The organism is Vibrio sp. Vb2131, assembly GCF_033338535.1.
GTDB classification, from domain to species: domain Bacteria; phylum Pseudomonadota; class Gammaproteobacteria; order Enterobacterales; family Vibrionaceae; genus Vibrio; species Vibrio alginolyticus.
This window is the reverse complement of sequence record NZ_JAWOSW010000006.1, coordinates 108,506-134,922: the sequence shown is the minus strand read 5'-3', so window position 1 is coordinate 134,922 and position 26,417 is coordinate 108,506. Positions and strand designations below refer to the sequence as shown.

Annotated in this window: 9 protein-coding genes; 3 read left to right on the top strand and 6 right to left on the bottom strand. The window is 45.5% G+C overall.

What is annotated here, in order from left to right; genetic code table 11:
* Positions 1-21: 21 nt before the first annotated feature.
* Positions 22-18,639 carry a retention module-containing protein gene (locus R7E38_RS09345; RefSeq protein WP_226083143.1) on the bottom strand — a complete coding sequence of 6,206 codons (18,618 nt, stop codon included), beginning with the start codon at positions 18,637-18,639 and terminating at the stop codon, positions 22-24.
* Positions 18,640-19,500: 861 nt separating this feature from the next.
* Between R7E38_RS09345 and R7E38_RS09340 the strand changes: the two genes are divergently transcribed.
* A complete protein-coding gene (locus R7E38_RS09340; protein WP_005376619.1) occupies positions 19,501-19,752 on the top strand; it encodes a YgjV family protein in 252 nt (83 codons plus the stop codon).
* Between the two features lie 88 nt (positions 19,753-19,840).
* Here R7E38_RS09340 and R7E38_RS09335 read toward each other — a convergent pair whose 3' ends face one another.
* Positions 19,841-20,122, bottom strand: coding sequence for a DUF2218 domain-containing protein (locus R7E38_RS09335; protein WP_033906471.1), 282 nt, complete (start codon positions 20,120-20,122; stop codon positions 19,841-19,843).
* Between the two features lie 41 nt (positions 20,123-20,163).
* On the bottom strand, positions 20,164-22,170 hold the full coding sequence (locus R7E38_RS09330; protein WP_226083144.1) for a TonB-dependent siderophore receptor: 2,007 nt from the start codon (positions 22,168-22,170) through the stop codon (positions 20,164-20,166).
* Positions 22,171-22,286: 116 nt separating this feature from the next.
* Between R7E38_RS09330 and R7E38_RS09325 the strand changes: the two genes are divergently transcribed.
* Positions 22,287-23,255 (top strand): helix-turn-helix domain-containing protein, encoded by a 969-nt coding sequence (locus R7E38_RS09325; protein ID WP_005382609.1) that lies wholly within the window; start codon positions 22,287-22,289, stop codon positions 23,253-23,255.
* Positions 23,256-23,342: 87 nt separating this feature from the next.
* The gene (gene cueR / locus R7E38_RS09320; RefSeq protein ID WP_005376627.1) at positions 23,343-23,729 is read left to right on the top strand and encodes a Cu(I)-responsive transcriptional regulator; all 387 of its coding nucleotides are present in this window, start codon (positions 23,343-23,345) and stop codon (positions 23,727-23,729) included.
* Between the two features lie 42 nt (positions 23,730-23,771).
* Here the strand turns inward: cueR and vctC are convergent, their stop codons facing one another.
* The 3 genes from vctC to vctD are packed head-to-tail and all read right to left on the bottom strand — an operon-like array spanning position 23,772 to position 26,408.
* Positions 23,772-24,527 (bottom strand): iron chelate ABC transporter ATP-binding protein VctC, encoded by a 756-nt coding sequence (gene vctC, locus R7E38_RS09315; protein WP_226083145.1) that lies wholly within the window; start codon positions 24,525-24,527, stop codon positions 23,772-23,774.
* 2 nt (positions 24,528-24,529) lie between these two features.
* Positions 24,530-25,480, bottom strand: a complete 951-nt coding sequence (gene vctG, locus R7E38_RS09310; protein ID WP_005376631.1) for an iron chelate uptake ABC transporter permease subunit VctG — start codon at positions 25,478-25,480, stop codon at positions 24,530-24,532.
* Positions 25,473-26,408, bottom strand: coding sequence for an iron chelate uptake ABC transporter permease subunit VctD (gene vctD, locus R7E38_RS09305; protein WP_017820306.1), 936 nt, complete (start codon positions 26,406-26,408; stop codon positions 25,473-25,475). Before vctD ends, vctG begins: the two co-directional genes overlap by 8 nt.
* Positions 26,409-26,417: the final 9 nt, after the last annotated feature.

Sequence of the window (26,417 nt, the reverse complement as noted above, 5' to 3'; positions counted from 1 at the left end):
ATTTTTGTGTTGTATACAGGTTTATCCGTTATCAATAACACCGTTGTTCAGCAATGACTCTACAATCTCGTTGGAGCTGAGACCGTTGAAGTCGATTGAAGTACCTAAGTTTTCCACGACAATAGTCTGCTGAACATTTGCATCCGTCGTAATGTTCAGAGAAACACTTTCCGTCGATGCATCGTAGTCTGCTGAAATGTGACCAAGCAGATCATCCATGTCGATCATTGAGTTATTGAGATCAGAGATAACTTCACGTAAATCGATACTGTCTTCGTTAACAGTGAAGTCAGTAATGGTATCCACTGCCCCTTCATCAACGGAATCTACCGTCCACTTGAAGATATCGCTGCCGTCTCCACCCGTTAAGATATCTGAACCTAAGCCACCGATAAGCACGTCATCGCCATCGCCACCCAGAATAACGTCGTCACCGTCGCCACCAATCAAGTTGATACCTGTGTCTCCACCGACTAAATAGCTGTCGTCCACTGCGGTTGACTGGTCAATATCGTCGCTATCACTACTCACATCCAAACTAATTTGGACAGGTGAAGACTGCGCTTCATCGCCATTAGATTCCGTTGATATCGCCGTAAGCGAAATATCGTAAGAACCGACATCAATACCACTGTTAGTATCTGTTGCGACAATTTCTAGCGTATCAATTTCATCGCTTGGTACTGTCCAAGTGGTACCATCGAAGCTAATGCCTGATGGAGAAACGCCACTTGTTACCTCAGCACTAGCTGGTACGCCCGTTAGCTCCAAAGACAGCACCTCGTCAATATCAGTAAGCGCCGCCATGATTCCGACAATCGCTAAACCTTGACTGCTCGCGGTTTGGCTAGCCGCAATTTGACGAATGTAATTAAACTGAGGATTTATACTCAATGTAGGTGCATCAGTTACAGGTGTCACATTGATAGTGAAATCTTGATTCGCTTCCAATGCGGTACCCGCATTTTCGAAGTACACGCCGTTGTCTTCGACTTTCACCGATAAAGTGATTGAAGCTGCGTTGACATCTCCTGCATCCACAAATACACCCTCAGAAGCATCTGTTGCTCCAAGAACGGAGTTAATATTATCTGGTGTGCCCATTAGGGTTATTTCACCAGCCATCCCCGCCCCAACAGTCACACCACTACCTGCTGGCGGCTCGACACGAAGGTCGCCCTCGGTAACTGTAAGAGTCACCGTCATGATTTCATTCGCCTGCGCACCAGTGAAGTCGATGTCACTTACACTAATACCCGTTATTTTCTGGCCATCGGCTTCGTTGATCGTATCCGTTACCGATGCTGCAGTGATTTCAGGTGCGTCATTGGTCGCTTCAACATTCAACACTGCTGTGCCCGCGATTGTAATTGGGTCTGGAGCGCCGTTAGTGGTTCCGTCATCTGTGATTTCATAAGTGAAATTAACGTCACCAAAGAAATCTGCTGCGGGTTCAAACGTCCACTCTGTCGCACTCACTTGAGTCAACGTGCCGGAAGCTGGGTCCACTAACGCAACATTATCGACGGTCAAGTTGTCTGACTCAGGATCACTTGCGTTGCTCAGCAACTCAGTAGCCGTAATAGTTACCGAACCACCATCTTCTTCGGTACTACTCAACGTTACCTCTGATGTTACCGGTGCATCGTTCACCTCAGTGACTTCGAAGGTCGCCGTTCCTGACACCGTTTGAGGATCTGAAACACCGTTCGTTGTACCGTTGTCGGTAATGTTGTAGGTCAGATCGACCTTGCCGTTGTAGCCAGGCGCAGGAGTAAATGACCATGTACCTGTTACGTTGTCGAAATCCAATGTGCCGCTGCTTGGATCAACCAACTGGACATTGCTCACCATCAAGGTGTCGTTTTCAATATCAGACGCATTCGCCAACAAATCAGCTTGGGTAATATCAACCGCCGTACTGTCTTCTGCGATATCAGAAAGTGTCACTTCAGACGTCGTTGGAGCATCATTGACTTCCGTTACGTTGAACGATGCGCTGCCGTTAACCGATTTAGGATCGGATGCACCATTTGTCGTGCCATCATCTGTAATGGTGTACGTGATTTCAACTGGACCGTTGTAATCTGGTGCTGGGGTAAATTCCCACTCTCCCGTGCCACTGTTGAAAATAATGCTGCCCGAATTCGGATCCGTTAACTGAACATTGCTAACCGTGAGATTATCGTTCTCTAAGTCTGTCGCATTCGCAATAAGATCCGCTTCAGAGATGGAGAACACACCACTATCTTCTTCAATATCCGGTAGCGTCACTGGCGTAGTTTCTGGGGTATCATTCACCGCTGTCACTTCAATATTGAAGCTGCTGCTGTTGGTATTTAGGGTGTCATCTACCCCACCAATTACGATACCTTCATTACCTTGGTCATCGACTGTCACGTCCACCTGAACGTCACCAAAGAAGTTCAGCTCTGGATTAAACTCAATCAGACCGTCTGCAATGGCATTGTTTAGATCGGCCACTGTACCTTTCAGTTCAACGGAGTCCGTACCATCACCGCTCACTGTTAGGTTGTAAGTAGCGATGAGCGTTGGATTAAGCTCCAAGATACCGCTGTCGACGTTCACATTGAGTACATATTCAGCATTCGGATCATCGAGTACGGCATCAATATCGGTAATGCTGAAACCATCAAGCAGCATTGGCGTATCTTCTGGTGTTTCCACATCCACGGTATTGACGAACTCTGGACGATCGTTCACTGCTTCAACATCAACAGTGACATCAAACTCCTCTGCGGAGCCCAAGCTTTGACTGCCATCGAGCCCAGTATCAACGGCTTGCACTTTGAAATGCAGCGAACCATCCCATAAGTTATCGTTGCGATCACCAGAATTAAACACCACTTGATCCAAGTCTTGAGCATTGATTTCTAAGACAAAAACGCCGCCGCCTTGGTCAGTAAATACTGTCCCATCAGGTAATGAAACGCTCGCCCCATCAGGGACATTTGAGACCTCAACTCTCAGCGTCTCTGGATCATTTTCCTGGTAGTTTGCACCATCTCCGATGGACTCTTTGTTATCAACCACTAACGCATTTACATTAATAACAATGTCTTCGCCCTCATTACCTGCAGCCGAAGTGTCGGGGTTCACATCAACATCATCACCAATAGGATTGACAATAAGCGTAAAGTTATTGTTTCGTTCCGTTGGTACTTGTAGCAACTCCTCTTGAATGAAGACCGTAATACCTATCTCAGCCTCGCCACTAAAGTGTTTTGGCGGTTTAATTTGGATGTCACTCAGGTCAATGGACGTCTGAGTGAGATCTTTTAGTTGAATACTCCATTCGCCCCCACCGTTATTCTTAACAACATAATCAGAGGAATTGGATTTAACGATAAAGTCATCAGGAAGCCCCGTTAACTTGAGTGAAACGAAACTCTCAGAACCGTCATTATCGTTCAGGCTGATCGAAACACCAGAGCCCGATTGATTCAGCGAAATTAAAGTATCTTCGTCACCAATCACCGTGATTGGCTGCGTCGGATCGGCACCTGTAATGGTAATGTCATCAACGACTGGCGTAACTTCAAATGTGACATCGTCAGTGAAGGTTCTTACATCTATATTATCGCCAGAGTTATTCAAGATAGACTGATCAAACACAGCTTCATCAGTAATTTCTCCCTCGATATTAATCTTGACGGTATTTTGGCCACCACCGACGGGGTAATTTTCTTTTGGCTTAAACAGAACATTGTCAAGCGCACCAGCTAAAATCTCAGCTTCATTAAACTCAATACTGGTTCCTAAGCTGTTACCATTGGCATCAACAAACTCACCTAATGTTGTGTCATCAAGCTCTAACTTGATGTTCGTTAGTGTTTCTCGACCACCTTGAGTGTTGTTAAATTGATCGGCAAAATCAACACTCAAGTTAAGTTGGATTAAGCCATCTTCGTAACCGACACCATCCGCCGTGGGAACGTCGTTATTTAGATCAGTTACAGGTTGTTTGTTTGCATCCAAGCCGAAAGTACCAACGATATCTACTTTTACATTCGGTGTGACATCGCTATCCAACGGCTGATCCCCGGCTGAACTCGGAACGTCTGCAACCGGTAAAACCTGAACTGGAAACTGGACATTATTTTCTTTTTCATCACCGGACTCAGTGTCTTTAGTGACGAACCGAATTGGTAATTCGAAATCACCTGCGTAATCTTCTGCCAAGTGCATCGTCAAACCATCAAGGCCAGTAATATTTCCACTCGCATCGATATGGGCTTGGAACACGTATTTGCCATTGACAAAGTCGATATCCGTCCCCGTAATCACCAAACCAGGAGGAATGCCAGGAGCTGAAGGATCGACGATAATAGTCAAGACATCCTCCACGCCATCTGCATTAATCGCATCAACTTTCGACGTTAACTGAGCACCAAGGTTGATAGAATTATCTTCCAACGCTTGAATTTGGACATCATCAGCCACCTGAATCTCTGCCGCTACACTCATTTGCGGTGTGAGAACGGTAGGAAATTCAAGTGTCACATCCGTTTGGCGCATGACCGTCGCATCTTTTTCGTTGCCCAAATCTTCGCCCAAATCATTCACTTCTGCGTAAATGGTTAAGCCAATTTGAGAGAGACCGCCGTTATCGCCATCGTCACTGTCATCGTTTGGTGTTAAATCAAGTCCAGACGGCGCTTTAATTGAGAAGTTGTCTTCATTAGTTACTGTCCAACGACCTCCACCTTCATTTAGTGCACCGACGATAACCAATTGGTTGAGGATCTCAGGGTCCACATTGTGAAATTGAACAACAAGTTGAGTCACCACTTCATCTGAAGACGCATCAAACTCTTGGTATTTAATGATATGAGCGCCAGATTCGCCCCCCATAGAAGTGTTGATCGTAAAGTCAATGTTACCTTGATCGTCTGACTTCACGATATCGGTAGCACCACCACCACTTTCAGTGACAAGCAGACGGGTTTGGTCATCTATTGCCCCCGTCTTATCCTCTGGCTCAACGATTGGATTAACTTGGACATTCACCGTACCATTGATGGTTTTCTCAGCGATACCTTCACCGGGATTCGAAGCGTCAACATATTCATGGTCAATCTCTTTCACAGTGACGGTCGTGGTCAAGTCAAAGTCAGTACTTGAATCCTGCTCCAACTGGACTTGAACATAGCCACTTTGAGAGATTTTAGCGGAAAAATCTTGCTCTGATTCACCGGCTTGCGGTGAAAGCGTTAGTGTTCCAGAAACAAGCGTTTGTGCCACACCATCTACATAGACCGTGCTGCCTGGAGGAAATCCAGAGATGGTTACATCACTAAAGAATTCATCGGTATCAGGACTTTGTACGAGCGTCGGTTTCCAATCGATGTCAAAGCGCGTATCTTCATCTCCCTCAGATCGAACAACGTAGTTATCTTGAGCGTCAATAACGGGTTCGACCTTGATCCTTACCTCTCTTTCAATCACACGACTATGACCATCATTTTCGGTAACAATGATCGTCCCTGTAATCGCAATGTTTTCGGTTGAAGAGGCTTCTGGAATAATTTGAATACCGGAATTAAAATTCAGCCCAGTGATGTTTGCTTCGTAAATCGGTTGACCGTTACCATCATAGCCAACAAAGGTGAGGTCAACGCTTGAACCGTCTGAATCTACGACACGAACACCATCGGGGATGTTGGACAGGATAACAGTAATGGCTTCTGAATCATCCAGAGGTCTATCGGCAACTTCACCTGATACAACCGAGAAGTTGAGGTTTACAACACCATTCTCTTCAATAGTCGTCTCTATCCCAGCCACATCTCCGTCTACGAATCGGTTCCAAACGTTCCCCGCGTCAATTAATACCGTGTCTGGTATGTCAGCAACACCTTTTACACCAACGATGACAGTCTTACTGCCCAGTGACAACACATCTTCTGTCGTACCGGTAGACAATGATGCTGTGTCTTTCACAATGCCTTCGACATTGAAAGTAAAGTCATCATTGCTGTGCAACGGAGGAAGAACTTCGACGTTCGCTAATTCAGACTCTGGCACTTCGTAATAAAGTACATTGCCGCCTGAATCGGTCACTTCTACTATCTGACTTGGGTTTGCTGAGTCCAGCCACACCAAAGTAACCCCATCAATTGAGAAGTTAGAAATGCGCACAAATAACGCTTCAGAACCATCTAAGTCCGCTGATGGTTTCATGGTGATCACTTCACTTAATTGGAGTGGGTCGTGATCAGTGACAGGGTCTACCGTATTTTGAGTTCGAGCATTATCCTCAAACACATTAATTCGGTTTACAGTAAAACTACCTTTATCCGCAACTGGGTTTACATCAATAATGATGGTTTCGGTTTCTGAGCGAGCGGTATCTTTCCCAAGCAGTGGATTGTTGTTTTCCGTCGTAATAGCGGTGACATCAATTCTGATTTCGCCCGAGAAGTTATCTATCGGATCAACTTGAACTTCATCAATTCGGCTTGCATCCACCAGATAAACACCACCGGATTTTGGTATCGCACTACCATCTGAATAGACTAACTCTGCGTTACCTTCTCCTTGTGTAAAGACAAGCTCGTACACAATGCCTTCAGGGTTACTAGTGTCTTGGGTTTCAGCCGTGATGTTAAGTGCGACATTGTTTCCATCTTCATCAACCGAGTAGTTAAATTCGCTGCTTGCCGTCCACGTTGCAATATCTGCGACGGCAGCAACTTCAATGTCTAAACGACCATTAATCGTATGATCTGGCGTACCATTGTTAAGAATTTCCACGCGGATACGAGGATCGATACCAGAAGCATCGGTTGATGTATGACGATCTGGTACGAAGTACAAGTTATCTAGCGAGACAAGCTCACCATTGAATGACTGCTCAACATTTGATGCGTCGAGAACAACCGTATTGCCCACAGATGTTAATTCAATGTAGTTGCCACTGCCGTCTCGGTAGTAGAACGTACCGTTGTGAGTATCAGCATCTCGAATAGTGATGTCACCTAAGCTCTCGTTACGGTCGATATCGTGTAAATTGATAACCAAGTCGACTTTCGCAGGGTTAACATCCAGCGTCGACAAGTTGTCCTGAGTATTTGCAGAGTCAACGCCCACAACGACACCATCACGCCCTTGGTCTTCGAACGCAGTAACGGTAGACGTGTCAATTTGCGCATTGCGGTCTCTTATCGAGATATCCACATCGGCATCAGCGATATCGCCATCACCATCGGTTGCAACAACGTTGATGGTGAAATCAATCGAGTCGGTTTCGGTATGGTCAAGATCGTCATTCGGACGGAATGACACACTGCCATCGGTTCGAACAACCAAACGACCGATTTCAGTATCCACTCCGTCAAGAACCTTGTGAACAAATACGACTTGGTCGCTACCGTTCAAATCGACAGAATCAGAATCAACACCGTTTTGCTTAAAGTAAACACCTGAATCATCAGCCGAAAATGAAGTCACTTGTGCGCCGTCAGCACCAAGATCGTCATCACCTTCTACAGGGTCTTGGAATAAGTGAACCGTGCGGCTGCCTTGTCCTTCAACACGCGAAATAGATGCATCGTACAAGGTTGGAACATCATCGGTAATCGTCACTGGTAAGTTAATACCTGCCGTATCGCCATCGACATCGGTCGCAAAGACTGGGAGATCAAGTATGAGTGTATCTTCGCCTTGAGTTGAGTGATCTAGCGCACCCTCAAGCGTAAACTTGTAAGAGCCGTCAGCGTTCAAAACTAGCGTGAACACTGAGTTACCATCAGGTGTTTGACCTTGATAAGTAAAGTTGTTGTTGCTTACCGCGGTTTGAACTAACGTCACCCCAAGACCACCTGAAGTTACTCCTGGTATCGGGTTAGAAGTAAGATCTAACTGGTAAGAGACAACGGTATCTGCCCCTTCCACCGTATCGAAATTGCCCGTTGCTTCTAGGCTGTCTTTGTTGGTTGCCTGAGAGCCGTTGACAAGGTCATCCTCGTCAACAGCCAAAGCATCTGCTGATTTAATTTCGGGAATGTCATCAACTACGGTAATTGGAAGATTCAGTGATGATGACGTGTCACCATCAAAGTCTGTTACTGTAATTGGAATATCAATGACAAGGTTGTTTTCACCTTGAACAGCGTCATGGTCGATTGGTCCCAACAGCTCAAATTGGTAGCTGTCATTATTCGCATCAAGAGACAGCGTGAAGATCTTAGTTGATGTGCCAGTAATAACCGCTTCGTAACTGGTTACTCCACCATTCGTGCTTACTAGATTCAACTCGATGCTGCTGCCGTTCGACGTTAAACCAGACACGACTGCATCGAGGTCTGAAACTTGGTAGCTGACAATCTTGTCTGCACCAGCAACGACCTCAAATCCGCCGTTCAATACCGTTGAATCACTACTTGTCGTGTCAGAGCCACCGGAAAGATCATCTTCATCAACGGTTTGTTGGCTAGAGTCTGTCACTTTCACAATAGCTGGGACATCGTCCACCACGGTGATCGGCAAGGTGATGTTATTGGACACATCGCCATCAAAATCAGTCGCGTTGACTGGGAAGTTAATGACCAACGAGTTTTCATCGTTACCCGCAGGATGATCAAGTGCACCCAACAGTTCAAATTCATAACTGTCTGCTGAACCATTTAGCGTCAGTTTAAAGACGGTGTCCGTCGTACCTTGTACATAAGCTCGGTACTCAATCACACCGTTTGAATTTGAAAACTCAACCAACTCAAGCGGTTGACCACCTGAGGTAAGGCCAGAAACAGGCGATGTTAAACTATCCAACTGGAAGCTAACGATAGAGTCGGCACCATCAGTAACGTCAAAGTTGCCACCAATGATATTGGATTCTGGCGTGTCGTCCGAACCTTGGCTTGGAATATCATCCTCATCCACAGACAAGGTACTACCAGAGCTAATAGCATCAATGGTTGGTTTGTCATCTACGATCGTAACTGGCAAGGTCGCAGTGATGGTATCGTTGTCGCCATCCGTGATCTTCACAGGTAGATTCAACAAAATCTCATCAGAGTTAACCGCGTGATCTAACTGACCAGATAACTCAAAGTCGTATTTACCATCTTGATGAAGTGTCAACGTGAAGACCGTCACTCCACCCGGAGTTTGTCCCACGTAAACAAGCGCGTCAGCAGTTGAAGCGCCAACGTCTTGAGAAAGTGTTACCTCTTCTCCACCCGATTTCAGGTTCGGAATAGGATTTGAGCTCAGATCCAATTCGAAAGCATCAATACCATCTGCGCTAGTGACTTCGAATTCACCTGATACCGTTAACGGCTCTTTAGTGCCATCAGAACCAAGAGGTAAGTCATCTTCGTCGACACGTAGACTTTCAATATTGGTAACCACTGGAACATCGTCCACAACGGTAATTGGCAATGTGAAGGCTGGTGAAGTATCACCATCATTATCTGTCGCCGTCACAGGGAGGTTAATAACAATCTCGTTTTGCTGATTACCATCTGGATGATCAAGCGGCTTCTGTAAATCGAACTCGTAGGTGTTGTTCGTTGCATCCAACGTCAGTTCGAAAACCACTTCAGCAGGATTGCCAGCGACACCTTGGTATACGTTCACGCCGTTTGCGCTAGAAGACAGAACTAAGGTGATAGCGTCACCATCTGAAGTCAGTGACGCAACTGGCGTGGTCAGGTCACTCAGCTGAATAGAAGCAACTTGGTCAGCACCTTCGGTGATATCAAAAGTACCTGAAATAACAGTATCTTCTGCACTTGCAGCATCCGTACCTGCTGGTAGGTCATCTTCATCAACGGTTTGTTCGCTGCCTGCTAGCAAACCATCAATGGTCGGAACATCATCCACAACCGTAATTGGTAAGGTGATGTTGTTCGACACGTCTCCATCAAAGTCAGTCGCGTTTATCGGTAAATTTATGATCAGTTCATTCTGGCCATCAGCATTTGGATGATCGAGACGAGCGAGCAAATCGAACGTGTAGCTGTCATCAGAGGCATCGAGGGTTACACGGAATACTGGTGTCGTCGTGCCATCAATACGAGCTTCGTAAACTGAAACGCCACCTGCGTTTGATACTTCAACCATAACCAGAGATTGACCACCAGAGGTCAGGCCTTGTACTGGCGTCGTTAGGTCAGAAACGCTGTACTCGACAATGCCATCAGAACCATCAGTCGCGATGAAGTTACCGGCAATGCTGTTCGACTGTGTACCATCAGATCCGATTGTTGGGATATCGTCCTCATCAACCGTTTGCACACTTGTTGCTTCGATGCCACCAAGTGTCGGCTTGTCATCAACGATCTTGACAGGAATTGTCTCAGCAGAGGTATCGCCATCAAAGTCTGTTGCGATGATTGGGAAGTTGAGCGTTAACTCATCACTATCAACAGCATGATCGATTGGGCCTTCAAGCGTGAAGTTATAAGAGCCATCAGTGTTCACTGTCAGTGTAAAGACCGACTCGGTGCCTGCTGTTGCTTGATAGGTAAAGCTGCCGTCGCCATTTGCGGTTTCAGCCAATGTGACTGCCACGCCTTGTGATGTGAGTCCAGCCACTGGTGTTGCTGAAGCATCAAGCTGATAGCTCACTACTCGGTCAGAGCCTTGTGTGGTGGTGAAGTTGCCATCGATTGAAATCGGGCCAGTCTGATCCGAACCAATCGTGCCTAAGTCATCTTCGTCAACGGTAATTGCATCGACATCGGTAATGGTTGGCTTATCATCCACGATGGTGACTGGGATCGTTTCTGTGGTGGTATCACCATCAAAATCCGTTGCGATGATTGGGAAGTTCAGTGTCAGCTCATCACTACCCGTCGCATGGTCGATTGGACCTTGCAGCGTGAAGTTGTATGAACCATCCGTATTAACGGTCAGCGTAAATACTGCTTCAGTTCCTGCTGTCGCTTCATAAGTGTAGCTACCGTCGCCGTTTGCAGTTTCCGTCAGCGTGACGGCCACACCTTGTGATGTCAGACCATCAACTGGTGTTGCAGCAGTATCTAATTGGTAGCTCACTACCCCATCAGAGCCTTGCGTTGTAGTGAAGTTGCCATCGATTGAAATTGGATCTGAGCCATCAGAGCCAATCGTCGCTAGGTCATCTTCATCCACACGGATTGCGTCTACATCAGTGATGGTTGGTTTATCATCAACGATGGTGACAGGTAGTGTTTCCGTCGACGTGTCGCCATCAAAATCTGTTGCGATAATCGGGAAGTCGATTTGTAGACTGTCACTATTCACCGCATGGTCTAGTGGACCTTGCAGAGTAAAGGTGTAGCTGCCATCTGGCTTCACAACCAATTCAAATACGGCATTGCCATCTGCTGTGGCAGTGTAAGTAAAGCTGCCATCACCATTTGTTGTCTCAGTAAGCACGACAGGCTCACCATGAGAGGTCAACCCTGCTACTGGATCTGCTGTTGCATCAAGCTGGTATTTAACAACACTGTCCGAGCCTTCAGTTGTGGTGAAAGAGCCCGACATAAACGCATCATCGTTTTGGTCTGAGCCAATTGAGGCAAGGTCATCTTCGTCTACTGTTAGTGGGACAACGTTATCGATGGTTGGAACGTCATCAGTAATCGTGACTGGAATAGTCGCGGTTGTCGTATCGCCATCAAAGTCTGTTGCAATGATTGGGAAGTTCAGAACCAATTCATCGCTGTTTAACGCGTGATCCACCGGCCCTTCAAGGCGGAAATTGTATGTGCCATCAGCATTAACATTCATGGTGAAGACCGGATTGCCATCCGCGGTAGCCACGTAAGTGAAGCTGCCATCAGCATTCGCATTCTCTACCAAAGTAACAGGCTCACCGTGAGAAGTTAAACCTGCGACAGGATCAGAAGTTGAATCAAGTTGATAGCTCACCACACGGTCTGAACCTTGAGTAGTCGTAAACGCGCCTTCCACAAACACAGCGTCACTTTGGTCTGAGCCAATACCTGATAAATCATCTTCGTCTACAGCCAGAGGCACAACATTATCGATGATTGGCGCATCATCTGCGATCGTAACGGGAATGGTTGCCGTGGTCGTATCACCATCAAAATCGGTGGCAACAATTGGGAAATCAATCGTCAGGCTATCGCTGTTGGCGGCATGGTCAATCGGGCCTTGCAGCGTAAAGTCGTACGTACCATCTGTTGCTACGTTTAACGTGAAAACAGGATTGCCATCTGCGGTCGCCACATAGGTAAAGCTGCCATCACCGTTGGCGGTTTCCACCAAGGTAATCGCCTCACCTTGAGACGTTAGCCCCGCAACAGGATCAGCCGTTGAATCCAGTTGATAGCTCACCACTCGGTCAGAGCCTTGAATAGTGGTAAACGCGCCTTCAACAAACACAGCGTCAGTTTGGTCTGAGCCCACGCCGCTAAGGTCATCTTCATCGACACTCAACGCATCCACCGCTGTGATGGTCGGTACATCATCAACAATCGTGACTGGAATGGTTTCAGTAACGGTGTCGCCATCAAAGTCGGTTGCGATAATTGGGAAGTTCAGTGTCAACTCGTCACTATCAACCGCGTGATCAATTGGCCCTTCAAGTGTGAAGTTATAAAAGCCATCAGTATCTACTGTCAGAGTAAATACTGGGTTGCCACCCGCAGTCGCTTCATAAGTGAAACTACCATCACCATTTGCGGTTTCTGTCAGTGTGACAGCCACGCCTTGCGAGGTTAAACCGTCCACTGGTGTTGATGAGCCATCTAACTGGTAGCTCACCACTCGGTCTGAACCTTGTGTGGTGGTGAAGTTACCATCAATAGAAATCGGATTGCTTTGGTCTGAACCGATTGACGCTAGGTCATCTTCATCAACCGTGATTGCGTCGACGTCAGTAATAACTGGCTTATCGTCCACGATCGTCACAGGGATAGTGGCGTTTGTGGTATCGCCATCAAAGTCGGTCGCGATGATTGGGAAGTTGAGCGTCAACTCGTCGCTATCAACAGCATGATCAATTGGCCCTTCTAGCGTGAAGTTATAGCTACCATCAGTATTCACTGTCAGCGTAAAGACCGCTTCAGTACCCGCTGTCGCCTCGTAAGTAAAGCTGCCATCACCGTTTGCGGTTTCAGTCAGCGTGACGGCCACGCCTTGTGATGTAAGGCCGTCAACTGGTGTTGCAGAAGCATCAAGCTGATAGCTCACCACTCGGTCCGAGCCTTGTGTGGTGGTGAAGTTGCCATCGATTGAAATCGGGTCAGTTTGGTCTGAGCCAATCGTACCTAAGTCATCCTCATCAACGGTAATCGCATCAACATCGGTAATAGTTGGCTTATCGTCCACGATGGTGACTGGGATCGTTTCTGTGGTGGTATCACCATCAAAATCCGTTGCGATGATTGGGAAGTTCAGTGTCAGCTCATCACTACCCGTCGCATGGTCGATTGGACCTTGCAGCGTGAAGTTGTATGAACCATCCGTATTAACGGTCAGCGTAAATACTGCTTCAGTTCCTGCTGTCGCTTCATAAGTGTAGCTACCGTCGCCGTTTGCGGTTTCAGTCAGCGTGACGGCCACACCTTGTGATGTTAGACCGTCAACAGGCGTTGCAGCAGCATCCAATTGGTAGCTTACTACCCCATCAGAGCCTTGCGTTGTAGTGAAGTTGCCATCGATTGAAATTGGATCTGAGCCGTCGGAGCCAATCGTCGCTAAGTCATCTTCATCCACACGGATCGCGTCTACGTCGGTGATGGTTGGTTTATCGTCAACGATGGTGACAGGTAACGTCTCCGATGAGGTGTCGCCATCAAAGTCTGTTGCGATAATCGGGAAGTCGATTTGCAGACTGTCGCTATTCACCGCATGGTCTAGTGGACCTTGCAGTGTAAAGTTGTAGCTGCCATCTGGCTTCACAATCAATTCAAATACGGCATTGCCATCTGCTGTGGCTGTGTAAGTAAAACTACCGTCGCCGTTAGCAGTTTCAGCAAGCACGACAGGCTCACCATGAGAGGTCAACCCAGATACTGGATCTGCTGTTGCATCAAGCTGGTATTTAACAACGCTGTCTGAGCCTTCAGTTGTGGTGAAAGAACCCGACATAAACGCATCATCGTTTTGGTCTGAGCCAATTGAGGCGAGATCATCTTCGTCCACCGTGAGTGGAACAACGTTGTCGATAGTTGGAACGTCATCAGTAATCGTGACGGGAATGGTCGCGGTCGTCGTATCGCCGTCAAAGTCTGTTGCAATGATTGGGAAGTTCAGTACTAATTCATCGCTGTTTAACGCGTGATCGACCGGCCCTTCCAGACGGAAATTGTATGTGCCATCAGCATTCACGTTCATGGTGAAAACCGGATTGCCATCCGCGGTAGCCACGTAAGTAAAGCTGCCATCAGCATTCGCAGTCTCTACCAGAGTAACTGGCTCACCTTGGGAGGTTAGCCCCGAAACAGGATCAGAAGTTGAATCAAGTTGGTAGCTCACCACACGGTCTGAACCTTGGGTAGTGGTGAACGCGCCTTCAACAAACACAGCGTCAGTTTGGTCTGAGCCAATACCTGATAAATCATCTTCGTCTACAGCCAGAGGCAAAACATTATCGATGATTGGTGCATCATCCGTAATCGTGACTGGAATGGTTGCCGAAGTCGTATCACCATCAAAATCGGTGGCAATAATTGGGAAATCAATCGTCAGGCTGTCGCTGTTAGCGGCATGGTCAATCGGGCCTTGCAGCGTAAAATCGTAAGTGCCATCTGTTGCTACGTTTAACGTGAATACCGGATTGCCGTCTGCAGTCGCCACATAAGTAAAGCTGCCATCACCGTTGGCGGTTTCCACCAAGGTAATCGCCTCACCTTGAGACGTTAGCCCCGCAACAGGATCAGCCGTTGAATCCAGTTGATAGCTCACCACTCGGTCAGAGCCTTGAGTGGTGGTAAACGCACCTTCAACGAACAGATCGCCGCCTGGGTCTGAACCCACACCGCTAAGGTCGTCTTCGTCGACACTCAACGCATCCACCGCTGTGATGGTAGGTACATCATCAACAATCGTGACTGGAATGGCTTCAGTAACGGTGTCGCCATCAAAATCGGTTGCGATAATTGGGAAGTTAAGTGTCAACTCGTCACTATCAACCGCGTGATCAATTGGCCCTTCAAGCGTGAAGTTGTAAGAGCCATCAGTATTCACAGTCAAAGTAAATACAGGGTTGCCACCCGCTGTCGCTTCATAAGTGAAACTGCCATCACCATTTGCGGTTTCTGTAAGCGTGACCGCTACCCCTTGCGAGGTTAAACCGTCAACTGGTGTTGATGTGCCATCGAGTTGATAACTCACCACTCGGTCTGAACCTTGTGTGGTGGTGAAGTTACCATCAATAGAAATTGGATTGCTTTGGTCTGAACCGATTGACGCTAGATCATCTTCATCAACCGTAATGGCATCCACGTCAGTAATAACTGGCTTATCGTCCACAATCGTCACAGGGATCGTGGCATTTGTGGTGTCGCCATCAAAGTCGGTCGCGATGATTGGGAAGTTGAGCGTCAACTCGTCGCTATCAACAGCATGATCAATTGGCCCTTCTAGCGTGAAGTTGTAAGAGCCATCAGTATTCACTGTCAGCGTAAAGACCGCTTCAGTACCCGCTGTCGCTTCGTAAGTAAAGCTGCCATCACCGTTTGCGGTTTCAGTTAGTGTGACTGCTACACCTTGTGATGTGAGTCCAGCCACTGGTGTTGAAGAAGCATCAAGCTGATAGCTCTCTACTCGATCAGAGCCTTGTGTGGTGGTGAAATTGCCATAGATTGAAATCGGGTCAGTCTGATCTGAACCAATCGTGCCTAAATCATCTTCATCAACGGTAATTGCATCGACATCGGTAATGGTTGGCTTATCATCCACGATGGTAACAGGCAATACGATTTGGCTTGTGTCACCATCGAAATCGGTAGCAATAACGCTAAAATCAAGGGTTAAGCTGTCGCTATTTGCCGCATGGTCGATTGGACCTTGTAGCTCAAAACTGTACGAGCCGTCAGTATTCAAAATTAATGTGAAGACTGCGCTGCCATTTGCCGTTGCGCTGTAAGTATAGCTGCCGTCTGCATTTTCCGTTTCGGCAATGGAGACGGTTTGACCTTGAGATTGCAGGCCATTTAAAGGATCAGCGTTTACATCCAACTGATACTGTACGACGCCATCAGAACCCTGAGTCGTCGTGAACTGACCTTCAACCAATGTTGGCTGTGATTGGTCTGAGCCTACCGAACTTAAGTCATCTTCATCGACGTTAAGAGCGACAACGTCGTTAATGATTGGCACATCATCAGTAATGGTTACTGGTAGAACAAGTGAGCTGGTGTCACCGTCAAAGTCCGTTGCGACAATAGTGAAGTTTAGAGTTAAGCTATCGCTACCCACAGCATGATCGATTGGACCTTCAAGGGTAAACGAATAAGTACCGTCAGGGTTCACTTGTAAGGTGAAGATAGCGTCCCCTTCTGCCGTTGCAGAATAGGTAAAGCTGCCATCTGAATTGACAGTTTCCGTCAGAGAGATAGATCGACCCTGTGATTCCAACCCATTGAGTGGATCAGTGCCGCTTTCTAATTGATAACTTACAACACGGTCTGAGCCCTGAGTCGTCGTGAAACTACCTTGCGCGAACACAGAGTCGCTTTGATCGGAGCCAATGCTTGATAAATCGTCTTCATCGACGGCTAGCGCATCAACGCCATCAATCGAAGGAACGTCATCTTGAACTTGAATGACAATTTGCGCTGCTTCTGGTGTGTTCGAACCTTCAGTAATCGAGGAACGGTCACCATCCGCATCTACCGCGTAAACTGGCAGTGAGAAAGTAAGCGAGTCATCGTTAGCACCCGTATGGTCAAGTTGTTCATACAAGTTGAATTGGTATTCGCCCAATGCAGGAGCATCAATCGCCACATCAAATACGGTAATACGCACGCCATCCAGCTCGATGAAGCCTTCGTAAGTACGCACACCGTTACTCTCGGACGCCAGTTCCAATTGAACAACCTGCCCTTGAGATTGGAGTTCTCCACCAACATTAAACTCTGTAGGTTCCAACTCATAGTGATCAATGATGTCACTTCCGACCGCTGTCGTGATCGACCCGGTACCACTTGTTACTGCCGCGCCTTCCTGTGAACCTTGGTCAACCCCCGCCTCGTCTAAAGACAATCCCGTCGCGTTTTCAATCACTGGATTATCGCCATCAAGGATGGTCATCGTAAAGGTGTTGCTTGCCGTATCTTGGTCAAAGTCAACGATTGTGGTTGGTAAAGAGAGCTCAATCGTATCTTCACCGTTTGCTTGTTCTAACGGCTTAAATTGCTCAAATTGGTAGGTACCATCGGTGTTCAGACTGATGGTTAAGACGGTTTCATTCGAGCCAGCAATGGACAAGGTGATAGTACTGCCGTCTTCAGAGAGTACCGCTTCTGTCGCCTGATTATCACTCAATAGGCCATCGAATTGACTAAGTCCTTCTTGATTAAATGTGACCGTTGCCAATTGATCACTACCAATATCAACAAAAGTGCCAGTAATTGGTGTAGAAGAAGATTCAACGTTTTCAAAAGTAACGTTTTGCGGCGCAGGATCATCGCCATCAATAACGGTTGTCGTAAAATCAATAGGGGCTTGAATACTGTTACCACCAATATCTGCACCTGTAATATCAAAAGCAATATTGATTTGATCACCGACGATCGATACTTGGCCATCAGCAACAGACGCAACATGGTCAATACCCTGGCTAATCGTGGTAACGACCTCTAACTCTAAATCACGGCCTAAAGATGTCGCTTCGATCTCGATACGAAGTACTTCGTTACCTTCTTGGGTGCCGATAATGGCATTTTGCGCTTCGTCATAAACGAACGCTACTGGCTGACCACCAGAAGTAATGTCACTATTTAACTCGGTTAACAAAGACTCTAATGAGGACGTTTCAGGTACAAATGAAGCAGTATCAAGTGCGAGATCCCCTGCTTCAACCAGCACACTAGAAGAAATGGTTTGCGGGTAGCTAGATAGAGAAATTGAGCCTTCTGTTACGCTAGATTGCAGTGACTGCCCACCATCAGCAAAGATCGTGACATTCAAACCGTCATCTTCGTCGCGATCATCTTCTCCGCTGCGAGTCGCAGACGTTTCAAAAAAAGTAGACGCGAGTACTTCCGGGTTATTATATTCAACCGTCACGTAGCCAGCATTAGCCGAGCCCTCACCACCTGCGCCAGCAGCTGTTGCTTCTAAGATAGCGGTAGGGTCAGCTCCGTCTAAAATAGCTTGCTGGATAGCGGCAATATCGTTGGCGTCGAAGTCAGCACTTCCAATAGCCGTTGGGTCAAAAGTCACTAAGCCATTAACTGGAGATTGTACCAATACTGGTTCTAACGGTTCAGAAGAAGGCACAGGAAGACAAGCAACACAATTTGCGTCGACCAGATAAAGCTCATTATTTATCTGTACGTCGAGAGAGGCATTATTTTCTGTGATAATAATCTCGCCAGGTCTTAACTCATCCCCTGATTTTATGACCTTAACGTTTCCGTCCAGGCCCAAAACCAAAACTTCACCTTTGACAGCATTTACAATCGCGCTCTGCGGTACCGTGTGCGTACTCATCTGACCTCCGCTAATGGCTTACGTTTCCCATTAACCTTTTTAGATAATTTCTTATTAATTTAGTGCGGCATACTGCACACCTTTATGCGATTAAACTAAGTATTGAATCATTAAACAATCGATAAATACCCTACTACCGAGCAACATAAGTAAAACTTACTCGTAGTCACAGAAATGTGACACATGTGCTGACGCGTAGATATCGAATAATTATATGAAATTGATACCTTATTCTAATTAAGTGTAGTTGTTTTAAGAAAAGAAGAGAGATGAAATCATTCAGCTAAACGCCAGACTGCCGGTTGCGATCAATAATGGAAGAAAAGCAATGAGAATGTTGTATACACCGGAGCGTGATGACATCTTAATCAATATCGGTGACGAAAAAAACGTAACGATTAAATATTGAACAACATAAATTGCAGGACAAAATGCAACGATACAAAAGTGGCTTACGATATGAATCCCCGCACACCACGAGTTCGGTTTTGTTCTGATATACAGCAAAAAAAACACGACCAAGCTAATAATAAAATACATAAACACAGCACTTGAAAATAATTATCATTTTCAATCATATGTAAATATTCCCTTACTTTCAATGGTGTTTGAGCTATTAATGTCATCGTTATTATCAATCAACACAATAAGTAAAATTATCAGTAATTCCAGTCCTAAACGTTTGCGTAATCGCTAACCTTCTCTTAACCTTGATTTGAGGCTTTTATCACGGTTTTTCCATTGATATAGTGCGTCCATACAACAAAAAAAGACCATTCGAGGCATGGAGCTTCCTCATTAATCTCAAGATGAGAAGAATTGGTACCGACAAAATTCGGCAGATTTTAAGAGGGTCAAAAAATGGACATGAATATGGTTGAGATTTTAGGTTATGCAGCTTCAATCATGGTCGCTATTTCGCTAACTATGAAAGATATTGTTAAGCTTCGTATCCTTAACTTTATTGGTTGTGCGCTATTTACTGCTTACGGACTAATGATTGATTCTTGGCCTGTAGTATTAACTAACGGTTTTATTGCTTGCGTTAACATCTACTTCCTAGCAAAAATGCAGCAGGAAAAAAAAAGCCTAGAGCCTGAGAAAGCGCAATAGCATTCAAACAATAAAAGCCCGCAAATCATAAGATTGCGGGCTTTTGCTTTTAATATTCCCTTTCTATCACAGCATCCCTAAACGAGCGCTAACGAACCCAGCTAAGTGCTAATGTTTCTCGACGAGAAAACATATCCATATGCGATGAAATGATCGCCTTAACCGTATTCAGTTTCTCTTCTGAATCCGCCTCACAGGTTATAGTTAAGCTAGATGCACAAAGGTTAAACTCCGCTTTTCCCGTCGGAAATGTCACCAAACCGCTATTTTCATTCCAAGTAGCAGGAACTTTTCGTCCAAAATGCCGACAAAGCGTCACTAAGTATTTGTCAGCGTGTTCGCTATCTATTCGGGTGCTTTCTTTAATCATGAACTTACTCGTTACTTTGAAACGTCCTATGAAGAACCTTGTTAGAATTGATAAGCTGCAGAGAGCTTGAAGTTGCGACCCGGCTCGTAGTCATCAAGCGTGAAGCCACGTGCAGTACCAGAACGAGACGCGTGAGAGCTGTACAACTCGTCAAATACATTATCAATACCAAAGGTCACCGACAGTCCATCAATATCAGACGGCACCCATTGAGCGTATAGATTATGTACATCATAACTTGCTTTCTTTGGCTGACCATCAAAGACGTTGTCTTCCTCTAGAACAAACATTGAGTTCCACCCGAAGAGCGTTTCTAAAGCGTCTGACTGGTAATCCAAAGTTAGAGCAATGCTATCACCCATATCAATGCTACGCCCATTGCCCCCAGCAACAGGACCACCAGTATTCTTGTTTTTGGTGTCCGACTTAGAGTAAGAAAGTTTGCTGTTAAACTTGTCGTAACCATAAGAAGCACTTGCCTCAAAGCCTTTAATCTCAACATCACCTAAGTTGTAAATCAGGTAAGTTTGAGTCGCGTTTTGGTACTGATCTGCAATGTAATCATCAATTTCCGTTTGGAATACCGTAATATTCGCCCCAAAGAAATGCTTATCAAAGGTTTTATCAAAACGAACACCACCCTGCGTGTTCAATCCCGTTTCTGGCTTTAACCCATCCTCTAAAAATGCAACGTCTTGGTAAGCAATAAAGGTTTCCATTAGCTCTGGACCTTTAAATAGAGAACGTGCACTCGCAAACAACGTCCAATCTTGAGTCACCGCCCACTCTGCTGCTAGAGCCCAAGTCACATCATCATAATTACTGGTTCCTGTCTCAGCTTTGCGTTTGTAATCATCAAAGCGCATACCTGCGGTAATAAAGAAGGCATCAGAGAAGAAGAACTGATCTTCTACAAACAGTGCGGTTGAAATCGCCGATTCGTCCATAAACTTACGACTACCGTAGTAACTCGAAGACGTTTTATCCATGTAGTCGAAGCCATAAGTGACTCGATTATCAAACTCACCTAACATAACATCTGATTGGAATTTGCCATTCAAACCAAAGTTTTGGTTTTTGGCGGTGTTCTTTGATAAACGGTTCGAGGGCCAACGAGGGGCCATCACCGTTTCGTCACGTTTAATTTCTGTCTCGGTATTATAAAGAGTGACGTTTCCTTGGTGTTGTTCGCCTCGCAACTCGTAACTCAAGGTAACGGTATCGCGGTCATAATCCGTAGGGATAAGTAACTTGCTCGACAGGCTATTATTTGCACTACCCGACATATCAGGACGCGGACTGTAATCTCCACTGTCTCGGTACATGTCATAAGAGAGCTCAAAACGATGGATGTCATTTAGTTCATACCCCAGCTTAGCCAGAATGTTGTAAACATCACCTGCTGCACCATAGGTTTTATTGCCATCACCATCTTCAAAATCATCACGCGTAACGTAATGGCCATAGACCATCGCATCAATGTTTTCGGACAAAAGTCCGTACAGTGTCAACGAACCTTGCTGGTTGTCGTTAGATGCATAGCCGCCATAAACACGCGCACCAAACTTTTCATCGTAACGAAGTAAGTCACGAGCGTCTTTCGTTTCAAAGTAAACCGAACCGCCTAACCCGTTTTGAGTCACAGAGTTATTACCTACCTGAATGTCCGCAGATTTGAGAATGTCAGGGTTCAGCGTCAAGTTACCAATATGATGGAACATGCTCGCATGCTGAGAAGCACCGTCAAGACGAATGTCCAAATCGGTTTCGCTCAAACCACGAATCGTAATACGTTGATTCACAGAGTGTGTTCCACCAACATCTACACCGGGAATATCGCGCAGTAAATCAGACATATGATCGGCTTGCTTCAGTGACATGTCGTCCGCAAACATCGACTCAGTGTTGCTGGAAACTTTCGTTCCCCATACAACGACCTCTTCAAAATGTGACTCAGTATCTTGAGCTAAAACAGGGGTTGATAGCGCCATTCCCACTGCAAGGCAAAGGCTTGAAAGCTTGATAGGTGAACAAGCAGGGCTTTCCATAACTTCATTCCTAAATATTAATGATAATAATTCTCAGGTATAATAAGCATGAGTTTTATAAATACAAAGGCGATTTGGTTATGCGAAATCGCACAAGTGTTATGAGGAAGTGTCAAATGCAGGAAGTCACAACAAAACGAACTAAAATTGCCAAGATAGCTTTAACCCAAAGACTAGAGGCGACAGAGAAACAATGGATTGTCACGCAAGGCCAACCTTGTCAAACTCAACTGGCCGAAGGTAAGTTCCTATCATATCAGTACAATGATCAAATTTTTGTTCATGGCGGGCGTTGTCTAGAACTTATTGATTCGAATATTGTTTCTACTGCACACGCCTCACTGCTGGTCACTATTCTTTTAGAAGGTAGACTCTCGTTTGGCTACGACGATTTGCAATTTGATTTAGACGCGAGCGACGGCCCTAAGGGTGTAGTGGTGAACTTACTCAAACCTGCAAATTTTCGTCGTTCACTGCTCAAAGATAACCTCATTAATAAGATCAACATATTGGTTAAGCCCCAATGGCTAGAGGCCCGCCTTGAGCAAAATTGTAGTCATCGAGCCTTTTTTAACTCTCATCAGGCGTTTCAACAGTTGGAGCCTAACCAGACGCTATGCGAGCTGGCCGAAACGTTAACAAATAGAGAAACACCGCAAGAGTTCCAAGAAAAGCTAGAGGTCGAAAGCTTGATCTATCAAATATTACATCAAGCCACCAAGCAAATTCCTAAGAATTTCAGTGCTAAAAACAGCAGTATTGAACGACACATTGACGGTCGGATTGAGGATATTGTCAGCTATATTGAAACTCACCTTGATCAAGAACTACGCTTGGAAAAGTTGGCGAGCCAATTCTCAATGAGTGTTTCAAACCTGCAGCGCCGATTTAAACAATCACTTAATATGACCATAAACGGCTACATTCGTTTTCGACGTCTTGAGATTGCTAGGCAACATTTGGAACGTGGCCTAGTGACGATAACAGAAGCCGCCTATGAAGCCGGATACCACCACCCTTCTAACTTCACTTATGCCTTCAAAAAGGCATTTGGTGTGCCACCACATGAAGTGATTAAAGAGTAAGGGGACTCTAGGTAACTGACTGTTATTTAGGAGTGTCTTATCCACAACATCGGTATATACTCGCCTTAAACGTTATGGAGGTTAAACATGAATATTGGTGCTGTCGCGAAGCTCACAGGGCTTTCATCTAAGTCGATTCGATTATATGAAGACAAAGGGATCATATCTCCACCAGCGCGTAGCGACTCTGGCTATCGCGAATATTCAGATAATCATATTCAAGAGCTTAACTTGGTATCACGCGCAAAAAGCGCAGGCTTTTCGTTGCAAGAATGCAAAGAGTTCGTACAACTTGCTCATAACCCCAACCGCAAAAGTAGTGAAGTAAAAGCAAGAACCATGGACAAACTGAGAGAGGTTGAAGAAAAAATTGCACACCTCATGGAGATCAAAACACAACTTGAAGGTTGGGTTTCTTCTTGTCCTGGAGATGCAGAGAGCCGATGCCCAATCATAGACGAGCTCACCAAGTAAGCCCGCCTATCTATTGATCTCGTTTAAAACGAACTAGCTCGCTTAATGATAGGTACACATGCGCTTACCGTTTAACTCTATGATGTTAAATGGCGTTTCGTAGATGTCCTCTAGCGTAGATGCTTGAATAACCTCTTCAACCGCACCACTCGCCACAACCTTGCCTTTCTTAAGCGCCAATATGACATCTGAGTAACACGCCGCGAAATTAATATCATGAATCACGACCACCATGGCTTTATTCATGTCATGGGCTAACTGCTGCACAACTTTCATGATCTGAAGAGAGTGTTTGATATCTAAGTTATTAAGAGGTTCATCAAGAAAGACATAATCTGTATCTTGTGCAATCACCATAGCAATAAATGCAAGCTGTCGCTGACCACCACTTAATTCATCCAAGTATTTGTCTTGAATATCTTGCAAATCTAAGTAGTCGATCGCTTGTTCTATGACCTCATGATCTTCTTTAGTCAGATTTCCTTTAGAGTATGGGAAACGACCAAAAGAGACTAACTCTTTTACGGTAAACCGCATTGTAATCGAGTTAGCTTGGCGAAGTACTGCCAGTTTTTTCGCTAGCTCTTTTGTGTCCCATTCCGCGATTTCCTTGCAATCAATGATAACACTACCGCCATCTCGCTCCGTTAAGCGCGAGGCCATAGATAACAGCGTGCTCTTTCCCGCGCCATTTGGACCGATAATCGATGTTACCTTGCCCTTTTCAAACTGAGTATTGGCCTCGTCTACGACTTGGTTTGAACCGAAAGCCTTCGTTAATTTGTCTATTACTATCATATTTATACAACTTTGTTTTTCAGCAGCAGGTATAAGAAATACGCACCGCCGATAAAGTTAATTACGACACTCAACGTCGTCTCAAAACTGAACACGTTTTCGATTATCCATTGCCCAGCAAGTAATGAACTGATGGATAGAAACGAACATCCGACCAATAGCGTTTTATGTTGGTAACTTCGGAACATTTCTCGGCTTAAGTTGGTCACTAGTAAACCAAAGAACATGATTGGCCCTACCAAAGCCGTAGAAATAGCAATCAAAACCGCCGAGATAATAAACACATTTCTCGTCACTTTAGGTACATCAACACCCAAACTTTTCGCATTGTCTTGGTCGAGCCAAAACACATCTAAAGTGCGATGCATCCTAAACAACAACCAACATGCAAACATCAAAGCCGGAGCACTAAAGTAAACCAAGTTCACTTTGACATTATTGAAACTGGCGTACAGTTTCGACTGAACAATTGCATATGTGTTTGGGTCCATCAGCAAAGAAAAGAATGACGCCGCATTGGAAAATAGCTGACCAAAGATCAAGCCGACCAATAGCAACGTAATCAAGTTCTTGCTGCCTTTTGAAAAGTAAAACCCAAACAGCAGTAGCGAAAACGACACCATTACAATGACTGCAATCGCGAAATTGACGTACAAGTTAAGAACTAAGGTACTCAACCCACCAAAAATCAACACGATCAAAATTTGGGTTAACACATACAGCGCATCAAAACCCATGATACTTGGCGTTAAAATTCGGTTGTGCGTAATGGTTTGAAATACAAGTGAAGACTGAGCAATGGCCACACCCGCTAGCACTATCGCCAATACTTTAGGAACTCTACGAGACAAAAAATATTGGTAGTTGTCAGCCGTTAGCCCAATACCAATAAACAGACACGCGAAAAGAATCGCAATGCCACCTAGCAGCAGGATTTTCGTTGAATCACGCATGTTGCTTACCTCGCAACAACATAGCGATGAATACCACGCCACCCAATATGCTGATCACGATAGAGATTGGCATTTCATGAGGGAAAATAATTAAACGACTCACCAAGTCGCAACACAACACTAAAATGGCCCCATACATGGCCGTAAGCGGAATGTTCTTTTTGAGGTTATCGCCATAAAAGTGACTCACGAGATTAGGCACAATAAGCCCTAGGAATGGCAACTGGCCAACAATCATCACGACACTTGCTGACATGATGGACACCAATAGCACGCCAATCGTCACAACCTGCTGATAATTCAAACCCAAGTTAATCGCGAAATCTTTTCCGATACCTACGGCGGAGATCCTTGCGGCAAAAAGATAGCTGAGGATAACCATTGGTACCGCGATGTACAGCAGTTCAAAATCACCACGCAAGATGTTAGCGAAGTTTGCGACTGTCCAAGCATTCAGACTTTGAAGTGCATCATATTTGTAAGCGATAAACGTAGTCATGGATTGGATGACATTGCCGAAAATAATCCCGACAAGTGGCACAAAAACCACGCTCTTAAATTGAATGCGCTGAATAAAGAAAACAAACGCCAGCGTCCCAAATACCGAGATGCCGAACACGAGCCAAAGGTGATTATCATTACCAAAGAAAACCACGCTCAGTACATAGCCCAGCATGGCACATTCGATCGTACCAGTTGTAGAAGGTGCCGCAAATCGGTTCTGGCTGATTTGCTGCATGACAAGACCCGCAATACTCAAGCCAGCACCAGCAAGCAATATGGCAAATAAACGTGGTATACGGCTGGTAAAGAAAAGTTCTAATGCTTTCTCATCACCTGAAAAGAGTTGTTGGGGTGTCATGTTTGCCACCCCAACAAATAACGAAACCGTGCTTAAAACCACAAGGGTTAGCAATAACTTCTTCAAAGTTAACCT

What these genes read in the sequence shown, in the direction of transcription:
- R7E38_RS09335 (WP_033906471.1), bottom strand. Translation starts at nt 20,122, where the DNA reads ATGATTAAAGAAAGCACCCGAATAGATAGCGAACACGCTGACAAATAC.
- cueR (WP_005376627.1), top strand. Translation starts at nt 23,343, where the DNA reads ATGAATATTGGTGCTGTCGCGAAGCTCACAGGGCTTTCATCTAAGTCG.
- R7E38_RS09340 (WP_005376619.1), top strand. Translation starts at nt 19,501, where the DNA reads ATGGACATGAATATGGTTGAGATTTTAGGTTATGCAGCTTCAATCATG.
- vctC (WP_226083145.1), bottom strand. Translation starts at nt 24,527, where the DNA reads ATGATAGTAATAGACAAATTAACGAAGGCTTTCGGTTCAAACCAAGTC.
- R7E38_RS09330 (WP_226083144.1), bottom strand. Translation starts at nt 22,170, where the DNA reads ATGGAAAGCCCTGCTTGTTCACCTATCAAGCTTTCAAGCCTTTGCCTT.
- R7E38_RS09345 (WP_226083143.1), bottom strand. Translation starts at nt 18,639, where the DNA reads ATGAGTACGCACACGGTACCGCAGAGCGCGATTGTAAATGCTGTCAAA.
- vctG (WP_005376631.1), bottom strand. Translation starts at nt 25,480, where the DNA reads ATGCGTGATTCAACGAAAATCCTGCTGCTAGGTGGCATTGCGATTCTT.
- R7E38_RS09325 (WP_005382609.1), top strand. Translation starts at nt 22,287, where the DNA reads ATGCAGGAAGTCACAACAAAACGAACTAAAATTGCCAAGATAGCTTTA.